The 16,308-nt window shown below is 75.8% G+C and carries 3 protein-coding genes; all 3 read left to right on the forward strand.

Features of this window, described 5'->3' with window-relative positions; genetic code table 11:
* The coding region (locus LJ221_RS13020) for a type I polyketide synthase (protein WP_241716537.1) at positions 1–7,061 on the forward strand (7,061 nt) is incomplete at its 5' end.
* 183 nt (positions 7,062–7,244) lie between these two features.
* Positions 7,245–10,391: a type I polyketide synthase gene (locus LJ221_RS13025; RefSeq protein ID WP_241716539.1), complete on the forward strand. Its 3,147-nt coding sequence runs from the start codon at positions 7,245–7,247 to the stop codon at positions 10,389–10,391.
* A gap of 55 nt (positions 10,392–10,446) precedes the next feature.
* Positions 10,447–16,308: type I polyketide synthase (locus tag LJ221_RS13030; RefSeq protein ID WP_241716541.1), on the forward strand; the 5,862-nt coding region annotated here is incomplete at its 3' end.

Here is a 16,308-nt window from a genome sequence, read left to right on the forward strand (position 1 = left end):
TGACCATCGCCGCGTGTGACACCGCGATCCGTGCGGAGCTGTCGGCGGCGCTGGAGGCGATCCCGGCCGCCCTGCCGCTGACCGCCGTCGTACACGCCGCAGGTGTGCTCGACGACGCGGTGCTGGACGGACTGACGCCCGACACATTCACGGACGTCTTCCGGGCCAAGGTCAATCCCGCGCTGCTGCTGGACGAGTTGACCCGGGAGCGCGACCTTTCGGCGTTCGTGCTGTTCTCCTCGGTGGCCGGCGCGGTCGGCAACCCCGGTCAGGGCAACTACGCCGCCGCGAACACCGTCCTCGACGCGCTCGCGCAGCGGCGCCGCGCCGAGGGGCTGCCCGCCACCTCCGTCGCCTGGGGCGCCTGGGACGGCGGCGGCATGGCCGCCGGACTCCAGGACACCGAACGGGCCTCCGGAGCCGCCCTGCTCGACCCCGGCGCGGCGCTCACCGCGCTCGCGGAGCTGGTCGCCGAACCGCACGCCGTCACCGTGGTCGCCGACCTCCAGTACCCGCCGTTCCTCCAAGCCCTGTTCAGCCTCCGCCCCTCGCCCGCCCTGGCCGCGCTCCCCGCCGGCCAGGACGCCCTGCGCACGGCCCGCACCTCTCGCTCCGCTGGTGAGGAGGCCCGTCGTGCGCTGCGGGACCGGGTGCACGCGACGACTCCTGGGGAGCGGCTGCCGCTGCTGCTCGACCTGGTGCGCACCCAGGCCGCGGCCGTTCTCGCCCACCCCGACCCCACGGCGATCCGGCCGGACAAGCCCTTCCAGGACCTCGGCTTCGACTCGCTGACCTCGATGGAGCTGCGCACCCGGCTGGCCCGCGTCACCGGCCTGCCGCTCCCCGCAGGGCTGCTCTTCGACCACCCGCGGCCCCGGGCCCTCGCCGAGCACCTCCTCGACACGCTGCTCGGCGAACCGGCCCATGCCCCGGCTCCGCTGCCCGCCGCCCGTACCGTCACCGACGAGCCCCTGGCGATCGTGGGCATGGCCTGCCGTTTTCCCGGCGACGTGCGGTCCCCGGAGGACCTGTGGGACCTGGTCGTCGGCGGCCGCGACGCCATCGGCCCGTTCCCCATCGACCGGGGCTGGGACCTCGACGTCCTGGCCGGCTCGGGCCGCGGGCACAGCGCCACCGCCGAGGGCGGATTCCTGTGCGACGTCGCCGACTTCGACCCCGAGTTCTTCGGCGTCAGCCCCCGCGAGGCCGTGGCGATGGACCCGCAGCAGCGCGTCCTGCTGGAGACCACGTGGGAGGCCTTCGAGCGAGCCGGTATCGACCCGCACACGCTGCGCGGCAGCCGCACCGGCGTGTTCGTCGGCACCAACGGCCAGGACTACGCCGAACTCGTCGCCCGGTCCGCAGAGAACATGGAGACCCACCTTGGCACCGGCCTCGCGGCCAGCGTCATGTCCGGCCGTATCGCCTACGTGTTCGGCCTGGAGGGGCCGGCGGCCACCATCGACACCGCCTGTTCCTCCTCCCTCGTCTCCCTCCACCTGGCCGCCCAGGCGCTGCGCGGCGGCGAGTGCGAACTCGCCCTGGCCGGCGGTGTCACCGTGATGACCAGCTCCTCGAGCTTCTCCGGCTTCACCGCCATGGGCGGTCTCTCCTCAGACGGCCGCTGCAAGGCGTTCTCCGACGCGGCCGACGGCACCGGCTGGTCCGAGGGGGTCGGCGTCCTCGTCGTCGAGCGGCTGTCCGACGCCGAACGCAACGGCCACCGGGTCCTCGCCGTGGTGCGGGGCTCGGCGGTCAACCAGGACGGCGCATCCAACGGGCTCAGCGCGCCCAACGGCCCCTCCCAGCAGCGCGTCATCCGCCAAGCCCTCGCCGCCGCCGCACTCACGCCCTCGGACATCGATGCCGTCGAGGCACACGGCACCGGCACCACGCTCGGCGACCCCATCGAGGCCGATGCCCTGATGGCGGTCTTCGGCGCACCCGAACGCAGCCGACCGCTGCTGCTCGGCTCCGTGAAGTCCAACATCGGCCACACCCAGGCCGCCGCCGGAGTCGCCGGCGTCATCAAGACCGTGATGGCCCTGCGCCACGGCACCCTGCCGCCCACCCTGCACGTCGAGACGCCCTCGTCGCACATCGACTGGTCCAGGGGGCCGGTCGCCCTGCTCGAACGCGCCAGGCCCTGGCCAGCCACGGGGCGGCCCCGCCGGGCCGGTGTCTCCTCGTTCGGCATCAGCGGCACCAACGCGCACGTCGTCCTCGAACAGGCCGCCGACCCCGTCCCTTCCACAACGGACGACACGGCCGTCGCGGCGCCAGCCGACCGGCCGCTGCCGTGGGTGCTGTCCGCCCGTACCCCCGCCGCCCTGCGCGGCCAGGCCGCCGGACTCGCCGCCGACGTCACCCGCGGCCCCGCCGTGGACCCCGCCGACATCGCCCACTCCCTCGCCACCACCCGTGCCGTGTTCGAGCACCGCGCGGTCGTCGTGGGCGTCGGCCGCGACGCGCTCCTCGCCGGACTCGACGCGCTCGCCGCGGGCGACACGGTGGCCGAAGGAGTGGTGCGCGGCACAGCCGACCACGAGGGCCGTACCGTTCTCGTCTTCCCCGGGCAGGGCGCCCAGTGGGCCGGCATGGGCGCCCGGCTGCTGGAGGAGTCCCCGGTGTTCGCCGCCCGTATCGCCGAATGCGGCGCCGTCCTCGCCGAGTTCACCGACTGGTCCCTCGTCGACGTCCTGCGCGGCGCCGAGGGCGCCCCCGCACTGGACCGCGTCGACGTCGTGCAGCCCGCCACCTGGGCGGTCATGGTCGCGCTCGCCGCGGTCTGGGAGGCGCACGGCGTCTCCCCGGACGCGGTCGTCGGACACTCCCAGGGCGAGATCGCCGCGGCCGTCGTCGCCGGGGCGCTGTCCCTGACCGACGGCGCCCGCGTCGTGGCCCTGCGCAGCCGGGCCATCGCCCGCCGGCTCGCCGGGCGCGGCGGCATGGTCGCGGTCCCGCTGGCCGCCGCCGACGTAGAGCCTCGCCTCGCCGGCTGGGACGGGCGGCTGTCCCTCGCCGCGGTCAACGCCCCCGACGCCGTCGTCGTCAGCGGCGACGCCGCGTCGCTCGACGAGTTCTTCGTCCAACTGGCCTCCGAGGGCGTCCGCGTCAAGCGCATCGCCGTCGACTACGCCTCGCACTCCGCCCATGTGGCGGACCTGCACGCCGACCTGCTCACCGACCTTGCGCCCGTCACCGCCCGCGCCCCGCGGATCCCGCTGCTGTCCACGGTCACCGGCGAACGCCTCGACGCCGCTTCGATGGACGCCGAGTACTGGTGCCGCAATCTGCGGCAGACCGTGCGGTTCGCCGACGCGGTGCGCGCGCTGCTCGACCAGGGCTGCACGCGGTTCGTCGAGTGCTCACCGCACCCCGTGCTCACCGGCGCCGTCCACTCGTGCGCCGAGTCGGCCGGCGCCCGCGCCGCCGCCGTCGGCACGCTGCGGCGCGGCGAGGACGGCACGGACCGGCTGCTCACCTTCCTCGCCGAGGCCTTCGTCCGCGGCGTCCCCGTGGACTGGACGGCCTCGGGTGCCTTCGGCCCGGCCAAGGTCGTCGACCTGCCCACATACGCCTTCCAGCGGCAGCGGTACTGGCCCACCGCCGCGGCCGCGACCACCGACGTGTCGGGCGCCGGCCTCGACGCGACCGGGCACCCGCTGCTCGGCGCCGCCGTGACCGTCGCCGACTCAGGCGACCTGGTCCTCACCGGCACCCTGTCCCTGTCCGCGCAGCCCTGGCTCGGCCAGCACCGGGTGTCCGGCGCCCTGTTCTTCCCCGGCACCGGATTCCTCGAACTCGCCGTGCGCGCCGGTGACGCCGCCGGCTGCGGCCGGGTCGACGAACTCACCATCGCCGCCCCGCTCGTCCTGCCCGAACGCGGAGCCGTCCAGGTGCAGGTCCGGGTCGACGCGCCCGACGAGGAGGGCCGCAGCGGCATACGGTTCCATTCCCGCCCGGCCCGCGGCGACGCGCCCTGGCGGCTGCACGCCACCGGCGTCCTCTCCCACGATCCCGTCACCCCAGCCCCCCTCGACACCACCGAGTGGCCGCCCGCCGGCGCCACCGAGGTCGACGTGAGCGACATCTACCGGCGCTACGCCCGCGCCGGGCTCGACTACGGGCCCGCCTTCCAGGGGCTGCGCGGCGTGTGGCGGCTGGACGACGACGCGTACGCCGAGGTCGTCCTGCCCGAACCGGCCGGCGGCACCCAGGGCCTCGGCCTGCACCCGGCGCTCCTGGACGCCGTACTGCACGCCGGTGTCCACGCGGGCGAGGAGAACCACGAGCGGACGCTGCCGTTCAGCTGGCAGGACGTCACCCTGCACGCCTCCGGCGCCACCGTGCTGCGCGCCCGCATCGTCCGCACCGGACCCGACACCCTCGCCATCACCGCGACCGACGTCGAGGGCGACCCCGTCGTGACCGTCGGCACCCTCACCCTGCGCGCCGGAACCGACCGGCCCGCCGCCACCCCGGCCGACGACCCGCGCGACGCCCTGCTGCACCTCGAGTGGGAACCCGCGCCGGCCGACCTGGCCGCACCCGGGGGTGCCCGCTGGGCCGTCGTCGGCGACGACGCCCACGGACTCGGCCAGGCGCTCGCGCTGGCGGGGGAGAGCGTGGTCGCCTACGCCGAGACTTTCGCCGGCGCGATCGGCAAGGACGGCGACAACGGCCCCGTCCCGCACGGCTTCCTCGCCTCCGTCGCCGGCGGCGAAGAACCCGACGCGGTGCACGACACCGTCTCCCGCACTCTGACGTTGCTCCAGGAGTGGCTCGCCGACGAGCGGCTCGACCGCTCGCGGCTCCTGCTCGTCACGCGCGGCGCCGTCGCCCCGGACGGCGGCGACGTGACCGACCCGGTCGCCGCCGCCGTGTGGGGCCTCGTCCGCTCCGCCCAGTCCGAGAACCCGGGCCGCTTCGTCCTGGTCGACCTCGACGAGGCGGAGACCTCCGCCACGGTCCTGCCGGCCCTGCTCGTGGCCGAGGAGGAACAGTGGGCGGTCCGCGAGGGCCGGCCGCGCGTGCCCAGGCTCGCCCGGGCCGACGGGGCCGACCGGGCCGGCGGGATCGCCGACTGGAACCCGGACGGCACCGTCCTCATCACCGGCGGCACCGGCGGCCTCGGCGGCGAACTCGCCCGGCACCTGGTGACCCGGCACGGCGTACGGCATCTGCTGCTGGCGTCCCGCGGCGGTGAGGCCGCGCCCGGCGCCGACGCCCTGCGCGCCGAACTCACCGCCGCCGGCGCCTCGGTGACCGTCGCCGCCTGCGACGTCGCCGACGCGGGTGCCGTGGACGCGCTGCTGGCCGCGGTGCCCGCGGAGCACCCGCTGACCGCCGTCGTGCACACCGCCGGCGCCCTGGACGACGGTGTGCTGTCCGCGCTCACCTCCGAGCGGGTCTCCGCCGTCCTGCGCCCCAAGGCCGACGGCGCCTGGCATCTGCACCGGGGCACCCGGGAGATGGATCTCGCCGCGTTCGTCCTGTACTCCTCGGTCTCCGGCGTCCTCGGCAGCCAGGCCCAGGCCGGCTACTCCGCCGCCAACGCCTACCTCGACGCCCTCGCCGTCCACCGGCGCGCCCAAGGGCTGCCAGCGACCTCCCTGTCCTGGGGGTTCTGGGCCCGCCGCACCGGCATGACCACGCGGCTGACCGAGACGGACGTGCAGCGCATGGAACGCTCCGGGACGCCGCCGCTCGGACTCGACCTCGGGCTCGCCCTGTTCGACGCCGCGCTCGCCCGCGACGAAGCCCACCTCGTGCCGCTGCGCATCGACCGGACCCGCGCCGGTGGCGACGTACCGCCCCTGCTGCGCCGCCTGTTGCGCGGCCCCCGGCGCACCGCCGCCACCGCGACCCGGTCCTTCGCCACGCTCCGCGACCGGCTCGCCCGGCTGGACGCAGCGGATCAGCACAGGGCGCTGACCGACCTGATCGTGGAGACCTCCGCGGTGCTGCTCGGGCGGCGCGAGGACGGGCCCCTGGACCCGGACCGCGAGTTCCTCACCCTGGGCTTCGACTCGCTCATCGCCCTGGAACTGCGCAACCAGCTCGGCGAGGCCCTCGGGCTGAGGGTGCCGACGTCCGCCGTCTTCGACCACCGCACCCCCGCCCGGCTCGCCCAGTGGCTCCGGAGCCAGCTGGCCGCCCTCGGCAACCGCACGGCGGCAGGACCCGGCACGCTCACCGCGAACGCCCGCGAGAGCGCCCCCGACTCGGTGGTCAACCTGTTCTTCGACACCGTCAGGAACGGCAAGACCCTCGAGGCGATGCGGTTGCTGATGGCGGTCGCGGCGACCCGCCCCCAGGTCGAACTCACCGCCGAGGTACCGGAACTGCCGCAGCCCGTCACCCTCGCCGAGGGGCCCGCGCTGCCCCGGCTGATCTGCGTCAGCGCGCCCGGCGCCACCGGCGGCGTGCACCAGTACGCCCGTATGGCGGCCCCGTTCCGCGGCAGCCGGCACGTCAGCGCGCTGCCTCTGCTGGGCTTCGCCGAGGGCGAGGCACTGCCCGCCGACAGCGAGGCGGCGGTACGGCTCATCGCCGAGAGCGCCCTGCTGGCCAGCGAGGGCGAGCCGTTCGTCCTCGTCGGCTACTCCATGGGCGGCACCTTCGCCTACCGCGCGGCGGGCGTACTGGAGGAGACCTGGGGCATCCGGCCCGAGGGCCTGATCATGCTCGACACGCTCAGCCTGGAGTACAAGGCGGGGGAGGGCGTCGACTGGGACCTCTTCCACGAGAACTACCTCGCCGACATCGACAAGCCCGCCGTGAAGCTCGACAGCGCCCGGCTGTCGGCGATGGCCCAGTGGTTCCTGCGCATGACCACCGGCGGCGCGGAACGCTACAAGACCGGCGTGCCGAGCCTGCTGATCCGCTGCACGGCCTCCATGCCCGCGGTGAACCGCGGCGACGAAGCCCCGCCCGTGCCCGCCCACACCACCCGCATGATCGACGCCACCCACCAGACCCTCATCGCCGAGCGGTCCCACGAGACCGCCCGGCTCATGGCGGAGTGGCTGCGGACCCAGGAGCCCGAGCGGGACTGATCCACACCGGGCCGCCGGGCCGCCCACCGGCCCCGTTCGCGCACGGCACCACAGGTGTGCCGTGCGCGAACGCGTATCGGCGCCCTCACGGAGGCCGGGCAGGTCTAAGGAAAACCGAGACCTCCCCGACCTACCTTCCACAGCAGTCTCGTTGAGTGCTTGAACCATCGGAGGCGGTGCGGCATGACCATCCTGTCCGGACTGGAGTTCCTCGACCTGCACGACGACCCGGTCGCCGCCGAGCCGGTCGCGGTCGTCGCCATGGCCTGCCGACTGCCCGGCGGGATCACCGACCCCGAGGGGCTGTGGGAGCTGCTCCTGGCCGCCCGCGACGCCATCGGCCCGCTGCCCGCCGACCGGGACTGGGACCCGGCCGCCCTCGACGGACCGGACCGGGCCGCCGTACCCCGCCGCGGCGGATTCCTCGACGGCGTCGCCGACTTCGACGCTGGCTTCTTCGGGCTCTCGCCCCGCGAGGCCGTCGCCACCGACCCCCAGCAGCGGCTGCTGCTGGAGACCGCCTGGGAAGCAGTGGAACGGGCCGGCATCGACCCGCTGTCGCTGGGCGGCACCCGCACCGGCGTCTACGTCGGCGTCAGCGGCGAGGACTACGCCCTGGTCACGACGCGCTCCGCCGAGGACACCGCCGCGCACGCCGTCACCGGCACCGCACCCGGCGTCGCCTCCGGCCGCCTCGCCCACTTCCTCGGACTGCGCGGCCCCGCACTGACCCTCGACACCGCCTCCTCCTCCTCACTGACCGCCCTGCACTGCGCGGTCCGCGCCCTGCGCGCCGGGGAGTGCACGCTCGCCCTGGCCGGCGGAGCCAACGTCCTGTCCACGCCGCGCAGCCTCGTCGGCTACGCACGGCAGGGCGGCCTCGCCCCCGACGGCCGCTGCAAGCCGTTCTCCGCCGACGCCGACGGCACCGCCTGGGCCGAGGGCGTCGGCGTCGTCGTACTGGAACGCCTCACGGACGCCCGCCGCAGCGGCCACCCCGTTCTCGCCGTGATCCGCGGCACCGCCGTCAACGCCGACGGCGCCACCGACCGACTGACCGCGCCGAGCGCCGCCGCCCAGCGCGAGCTGATCGCCCTGGCCCTGCAGGACGCGGGGCTCGGCCCCGGCGACATCGACGCCGTGGAGGCACACGGCACCGGCACCCGCGTCGGCGACCCCGTCGAGGCCGAGGCGCTCCTGGCCGCATACGGGCGCGAGCGCGAACACCCGTTGTTCATCGGCTCCGTGAAGGCCAACCTCGGACACGCCCAGGCCGCGGCCGGCATCGCCGGCGTCATCAAGACCGTCCTCGCGCTGCGGCACGGCGTCCTGCCCGCCACCCCGCACCTGTCCGAACCCACCCCGGCCGTCGACTGGTCGGCCGGCTCGGCGCGGCTGCTGCGCGAGACCACCGACTGGCCCGCCACCGGCAGGCCGCGCCGCGCCGCCGTCTCCTCCTTCGGCATCGGCGGCAGCAACGCCCACCTCGTACTGGAACAGGCACCGCCCGCGACCGCCCCGGCCGACGAGCCCGGCAGCCTCCCGCACATCGTGCCCTGGGTGGTCTCCGCGCGGTCCGCCGACGCCCTCGACGCGGCGGTCGCCCGGCTGCGCCGCCTCGCCCCCGTCGACGACCGGGCCCGCGCCGACATCGCCCACTCGCTGGCCACCGGCCGGTCCACCACGCTGCCGCACCGCACTGTCCTGCTGGCCTCCGCCGACGGCACACCCACTGCGGTGCGCTGCGTCGCCGAACCCGGCCTGTGCGCAGTCCTGTTCTCCGGACGCGGCGGCCCGGACGACGCCGCCCGCAGCGGTGAACTCGCCCAGCGATTCCCGGTGTACGCGCGCGCCCTCGACGCCGTACGCGACGCCTTCGGCGCACTGCTGCCCGACCTCACCGCCGAACCCCTGCTGTTCGCCCACGAGATCGCCCTGTACCGGCTCCTGGAGTCCCTCGGCCGCACTCCCGCCTACGTCGCCGGACACGGCCTCGGCGAGGTGGCCGCCGCCCACGTCTGCGGCGCGCTGTCCCTCACCGACGCCTGCCGGATCGTCGCCGCCCGGGTCCGGCTGGCCGAGCGGCTCGCGTCCGCCGCCACCGTCGCCGCACGCGCCACCGAGGCCGAGGTGGCACCGCTCCTCACCGCGAACGTCGCCGTCGCCGCCGTGGACGGACCCGACCGGATCGTGCTCTCCGGCGCGGCGGACGAAGTCACCCGCATCGCCGACGCCTTCGCGGCCGAGGGACGCGCCACCAACCCGCTGCCCGCACCGCACGGACCGCACTCCCCGCTGGTGACCGCCGCCCTCGACGACTACCGCGCCGACCTGGCCGGCCTCCGACCGCACGCGCCCCGCATCCCGCTCGTGTCCACCGTCACCGGCACCCTGGTCACCGACACCTCGCCGGGCCACTGGATCCGTCACGTGACCGACCCCGTACGATTCGCCGACGCTGTCACCGCCCTGCGCGGCGCAGGCGTCCACACCCTCCTCGACGTGGGCACCGACGCCACCCTCACCGCGAGCACCGTCGAACTGCTCGCGGGGACCGGCGTGGTGACCGTCGCCGCCCAGCGCGCCGGCACCGACCCCGAGACGGCCCTGCTCACCGCGCTCGCCCGTCTCCACGTCACCGGCAGCGACGTGCACTGGGCGGCCCTGTTCACCGGAACCGGCGCCCGCCGCACCGACCTGCCCACCTACCCCTTCCAACGCGAACGCCACTGGCCCACCCCGGCGGACACGACACCGCACGCGCCCGCACCGTCCCCGGCCGACGACCGGCCCGCCGCCGAACCGGCCGCCGCACTGCGGGCCCTGACCGGCCCGCGCCGCGTCCGCGCGCTGCTCACCGTGGTGCGCACCGAGGCCGCAGCCGCTCTCGGGCACGCTGACCCCGACCGCGTCGAAACCCGCCTCGCCCTGCGCTCCCAGGGCCTCGACTCCTACGCGGAGGCCGAGCTGCGGGTCCGCCTCGGCCGCGCCACCGGCCTCGACCTGCCCACCACCCTGTTCTACGACCAGCCCACCCCGGCCGCGCTCGCCGCCCGCCTCGCCGAGCACCTGGACGAGACCCCGCGCCCGCTGCCCGACTGGCCCGCCGACTTCGAACAGGCCCTGCGTGAACTGCCCGACGACCACCCCGCCCGGCACCGCGCCGTGCACCGCCTCGAGGCACTGCTGTCCGACCTGGACCCCCTACGGGGCCGGAGCCGCGTGAACGGCACTCATGTCACACACGGCACGACGGACGCCGCCGACATCGCGGCCGCACCCGTCGACCGGCTCCTGGACCTCATCGACAAGGAGTTCCCGGTCCGCTGACCGGCGCCCCCCTCACCGCAGGCCACGAACGCCCGCCGACGCGATGGGACATCCCGTGCAGGAAGAGCAGCAGGACACAGTCGTCGACTACCTCCGAAGGGTCACCGCCGAGCTGCGCCGTGCGCACCGGCGCATCGAGGAACTCGAGAGGGACCGCGCTCCCGGGGCCGTCACAGACGACCCCGTCGCCGTCGTCGGCATGGGCTGCCGCCTGCCCGGGGACATCGCCTCGCCCGACGACCTGTGGCGGCTGGTCGACTCAGGCGGGGACGCCGTCACCGGCTTCCCGGCGGACCGGGGCTGGGACCTGACCGCGCTGCTCGCCGAGTCCACCGCGCGCGGCGGCGGGTTCCTCACCGGCGCCGACGCCTTCGACGCGGAGTTCTTCGGCATCTCGCCCCGCGAGGCGGCCACGATGGACCCGCAGCAGCGGCTCTTCCTCGAAGTCGCCTGGGAGGCCCTCGAACACGCCGGCATCGACCCGCAATCCCTGCGCGGCAGCCGCACGGGGGTGTACGCGGGCACCTACCAGTGGGACTCCGGGCGCCCGGGCCCCGGCGACGGCGCGGGCCACGTCATGACCGGCACCGCCTCCAGCGTCCTGTCCGGCCGCCTCGCCTACGTCCTCGGGCTCGAGGGCCCGGCCCTCACCGTCGACACCGCCTGCTCCTCCTCGCTGGTCGCCCTGCACACCGCCGTCCAGGCCCTGCGGACCGGAGAGAGCGAACTGGCCGTCGTCGGCGGTGTCACGGTGATGTCCGACCCGGCGGTCTTCACCGAGTTCAGCCGGCAGGGCGGACTCGCCCCCGACGGCCGCTGCAAGGCGTTCTCCGCCGCGGCCGACGGCACCGGCTGGTCCGAGGGCGTCGCCGTCCTCGTCGTGGAGCGCCTGTCCGACGCCCGCCGCCACGGGCACCCCGTCCTGGCGCTCGTACGGGGCACCGCCGTCAACTCCGACGGCGCCTCCAACGGCCTCACCGCCCCCAGCGGCCGCGCCCAACAGCAGGTCATCCGGCAGGCCCTGGCGTCGGCCGGCCTCGAAGCGCGGGACGTCGACGTGGTGGAGGCGCACGGCACCGGCACCCGGCTCGGCGACCCGGTCGAGGCGTCCGCGCTGCTCGCCATCTACGGCCAGGACCGCGAACGCCCCCTGCTGCTCGGCTCGTTGAAGTCCAACATCGGGCACACCCAGGCCGCCGCGGGCGTCGCCGGCGTCATCAAGACGGTGCTGGCGATGCGGCACGGCAGGCTGCCGCGCACCCTGCACGCGGACGAGCCGACCGAGGCCGTCGAGTGGACGGCCGGCCGCGTCGAACTGCTGCGGAAGGCGGCTGACTGGCCGCGGACCGGCCGACCCCGCCGGGCCGCCGTGTCCGCGTTCGGCATCAGCGGCACCAACGCCCATGTCGTCCTGGAGATGGCACCAGAGCTCCCACAGACGGCCGAGAGAACCCCGTTGCCCGTGCGCGCGGTGCCCTGGCCGGTCTCCGCACGCAGCGCCGACGCACTCGCGGACCAGGTTTCGGGCATGCGCGCCGCCGGCCACGACCCGCTGGACATCGGCCACTCGCTGACCGCCGGGCGGTCCTCCTTCGAGCACCGCACCGTGCTGCTCGGCTCCGCCGAGGGCGCGCCCCCGCTCGCCGAGGCGGTCGCGGGCGACGAGCCGTCCGTGGCCGTGCTGTTCTCCGGGCAGGGCAGCCAGCGCCTCGGCATGGGACGCGAACTCGCCGCCCGGTTCCCGGTGTTCGCCGCCGCCCTCGACGAGGTCCTCGCCGAGCTCGACCCGCGCGTGCGGTCGGCGATGTGGGGCGAGGACGAACCGGCCCTGCACCGCACGGAGTTCGCCCAGCCTGCCCTGTTCGCTGTCGAGGTCGCCCTGTACCGGCTCGTCGCCTCCTGGGGCGTGCGCCCCGAGTACGTCATGGGCCACTCCGTCGGCGAGATCGTCGCCGCCCACGTCGCCGGCGTGCTGTCCCTGGCGGACGCCTGCCGCCTGGTGTCCGCGCGGGCCCGGCTGATGCAGCAACTCCCGGCCGGCGGCGCCATGGTCGCCGTGGCCGTCGGTGAGGAGGAGGTCCGCCCCCTGCTCACCGACGGTGTCGTCCTCGGCGCGGTCAACGGCCCGCGCTCCGTGGTGCTTTCCGGTCCCGAGGAAGCGGTGCGGGCCGTCGTGGCCCGTCTGGGCGAGGCCGGGCACCGCACCGCACGCCTGCGGGTCTCGCACGCCTTCCACTCCCCGCTGATGGAACCCGCCCTGGACCCGTTCCGTACGGCCGTCGCGGAGCTGTCCTTCGCCGAACCCACCCTGCCCGTCGTCTCCAACGTCACCGGACGGCTCGCGGCACCCGGCGAACTGACCACCCCCGACTACTGGGTACGGCACCTGCGCGAGACCGTACGCTTCGCCGACGGCGTGCGGACCCTGGCGGAGCACGGCGTCGGCGCCTGGCTGGAGGTGGGCCCCGGCGGTGTCCTCACGGCCCTCGCCCAGGAGACCCTGCCACCGGGCGCCGTCGTCACACCCCTGCTGCACGGCGGCCCGGACGAGGAGCACTCCGCCGTCACGGCACTGGCCCGGCTCTACGTCCACGGAGTCCCGGTCGACTTCACGGCCCTGTTCGCCGGCACCGGCGCCCAGCGGGTCGACCTGCCAACCTACCCGTTCCGCCGCACCCGCTTCCCGCTGCGCCACACCGCCCCGGACGCGGACGGCACGGACCTGTGGGCGGCACTCGGCCGCACGGAACCGGCCGCGCTCGCGAGCCGCCTCGGCGTCGCGGAGGACGCCGTCCGCTCCGTCGTACCGGCCCTGCTGTCCTTGCGGTCCCGGCACCGCAGCAGAGCCGCCCTGGACGCCCTGCGCCACCGTGAGCAGTGGCAGCCGTACACCCTCCCGCCGGCCGGCGAGGTGACGGGCCGCCGGCTGCTCCTGCTGCCGGAGCACGACGACCCGTGGGCCCGTGCCCTGACCGATGCCCTGGGCACCGCCGCCGTGCCGGTCCGCTGTCCGGCCGGTGCCGACCGTGCCACGCTCGCCGCACTGCTGCGGGACGCGGCCGGCGACGCGGACCCGGCGGGCGTCCTGTGTCTCACCGCGCTCGGGGACCTTGACGCACCGGACCTGCCCGCCGGACTCCTGGACGCGCTGACGGCCGTTCAGGCGACCGGCGACGCCGGGCTGCGGGCACCCGTGTGGTGCGTGACGCGCGACGCCGTGGCCACCGCCGAGGCCGACCGCGCCCGCGCTCTCGCCCAGGCCGCGGTCTGGGGGCTGGGCCGGGTCGCCGCCCGCGAGATGCCCGACCGCTGGGGCGGCCTGCTCGACCTGCCCGCCGACGACCCCGTCCCGCACACCGTCGCCACCGCCCTGGCCGCCCTCACGGCCCCCGGTGGCGAGGACGAGGTGGCCGTACGCGCCACCGGAGCCCTCGTACGGCGACTCGTGCCGGCGCCTCGACGGGAGCCCGAGGCGCCCGGGGGAGTGCCCGGCGGTTGGCGTCCGGCCGGGACCACCCTCGTCACCGGCGGCACCGGCGGTCTCGGCGCGCAGGTCGCGCGCCGCCTGGCCCGGGAGGGTGCCGAGCGGCTGCTGCTGGTCTCCCGGCGGGGGCCCGACGCGCCGGGTGCGGCCGAGTTGCGACGCGAACTGGCCGAGGCCGGCTGCGAGGTGGACATCGCCGCCTGCGACGTCGCCGACCGGGCCGCGCTCGCGGCCCTGCTCACCGCGCTCCCCGCCGACCGGCCGCTGACCGCCGTCGTGCATACCGCCGGCGTCCTCGACGACGGCGTACTGGACCGCCTCACCCCCGAACGGTTCACGGACGTGTACCGCGCCAAGACCACCGGCGCACTGCACCTCGACGAACTGACCCGGGGCCACGACCTGTCGGCGTTCGCGCTGTTCTCCTCGGTGTCCGGCGCCCTCGGCAACCCGGGCCAGGCCAACTACGCCGCGGCCAACACCGTGCTGGACGCGCTCGCCGCCCGCCGCCGGGCCGAGGGGCTGCCAGCCGTGTCGATCGCCTGGGCGGCCTGGCGCGGCGCCGGTATGGCCGCCGGGCTCGACGACGCGCAGGGCCGGCGCTCCGGCCTCGGCGGCCTCGACCCCGAACTCGCCCTCACCACCCTGCTGGAGGCCACCGCCGAGCCCCACCCGGCGCTCCTCGTGGCCGACCTCCCACCCCTGGCCACCGCACTGCGCGCCGGTCCGCGCCGCAGGCCGGTCCTCGACGGCCACCCCGCCGTACCGGCCGACGAGGACGTGCCGACGACGCCCCTGGCCGAACGGCTGCGTACGGCCCCGCCCGCCGAGCACGCCACGCTCGTCCTGGACGTCGTACGCGCCGCTGCCGCCGCCTCGCTCGGCCACCGCCGCGCCGCCGACATCCCGCCCGACCGGGCGTTCCGTGCCTCCGGGTTCGACTCCCTCACCGCCGTGGAACTGCGCAACCGGCTCGTCACCGCGACCGGACTGCCGCTCGCCGCCCAAGTCGTCTTCGACCACCCCACCCCGCGCGGTCTCGCCGAGCACCTGCTCCACGCCCTGACCGGCAGCGGGCAGGACACCGAGCCCGCCGAGCGGCCCGGGCACCATGACGACGCCGACGAGGACCCGGTCGTGATCGTCGGCATGGCATGCCGGCTGCCCGGCGGCGCCGACTCCCCGCAGCTCCTCTGGGACCTGCTCACCGAGGAGCGGGACGCCATCGGACCCTTCCCCACCGACCGGGGCTGGGACCTGACCGAGTTCGCCGACGGCGGCGGACGTCTCGAAGGCGGATTCCTGTACGACGCCCACGACTTCGACGCGGCCTTCTTCGGGATCTCCCCGCGCGAGGCGGTCACCATGGACCCGCAGCAGCGCCTGCTGCTGGAAACCGCCTGGGAGGCCGTGGAGCGGGCCGGCATCGACCCGCACACCCTGCGCGGCAGCCGCACCGGCGTGTTCGTCGGCAGCAACGGGCAGGACTACGCCCATGTCCTCAGCGGCTCCGCCGAGCGCACCGAGAGCCACGCCGCCACCGGCCTCGCCGCCAGCGCCCTGTCCGGCCGCGTCTCCTACACCCTGGGCCTGAACGGCCCGGCCGTCACCGTCGACACCGCCTGCTCCTCCTCGCTGGTCGCCCTGCACCAGGCGGTGCGCGCGGTCCGCGCCGGGGAGTGCGTGCTCGCCCTCGCCGGCGGCGTCACCGTGATGACCGACTCGGCGAGCTTCGCCCGTATCCAGCGGATCGGTGCCATCGCCCGCGACGGCCGCTCCAAGGCGTTCTCCGAGGACGCCGACGGCACCGGCTACTCCGAGGGCGCCGCCCTGCTCGTCGTCGAACGCCTCAGCGAGGCCCGCCGCCTGGGCCATCCGGTACGGGCCGTGATCCGCGGGTCGGCCGTGAACCAGGACGGCGCCTCCAACGGGCTCACCGCACCCAACGGGCCCGCCCAGCAGCGCGTCATCCGCCAAGCCCTGGCCGACGCCGGTCTCACACCTGCCGACGTGGACGCCGTCGAGGCACACGGCACCGGCACCCGGCTCGGCGACCCCATCGAGGCCGGCGCCCTCCTCGCCACCTACGGACAAGGCCGCGCCCACCCCCTGCTGCTGGGGTCGGTGAAGTCCAACATCGGCCACACCCAGGCAGCCGCCGGCGCTGTCGGCGTCATCAAGACGGCCCTGGCCCTCGAACACGGCACCCTCCCGCGCACCCTGCACGCCGACACGCCCTCCACCCGCGTCGACTGGACCACGGGCGCCGTGGAACTGCTGCGGTCCGCGCAGCAGTGGCCCGACACCGGGCGGCCGCGCCGCGCCGCCGTGTCCGCGTTCGGCATCAGCGGCACCAACGCCCATGTCGTCCTGGAGCAGGCGCCCCCGCAGCCCGCCGCAGAGCCGGACCCGGGTGTCGAGCCGCCGCTCGAC

This window comes from Streptomyces sp. CNQ085, from assembly GCF_022614595.1.
Lineage (GTDB): Bacteria > Actinomycetota > Actinomycetes > Streptomycetales > Streptomycetaceae > Streptomyces.

Bases quoted from the DNA above. Each gene is read 5' to 3' on its own strand.
- LJ221_RS13025 (WP_241716539.1), top strand. From the start codon at position 7,245: ATGACCATCCTGTCCGGACTGGAGTTCCTCGACCTGCACGACGACCCG.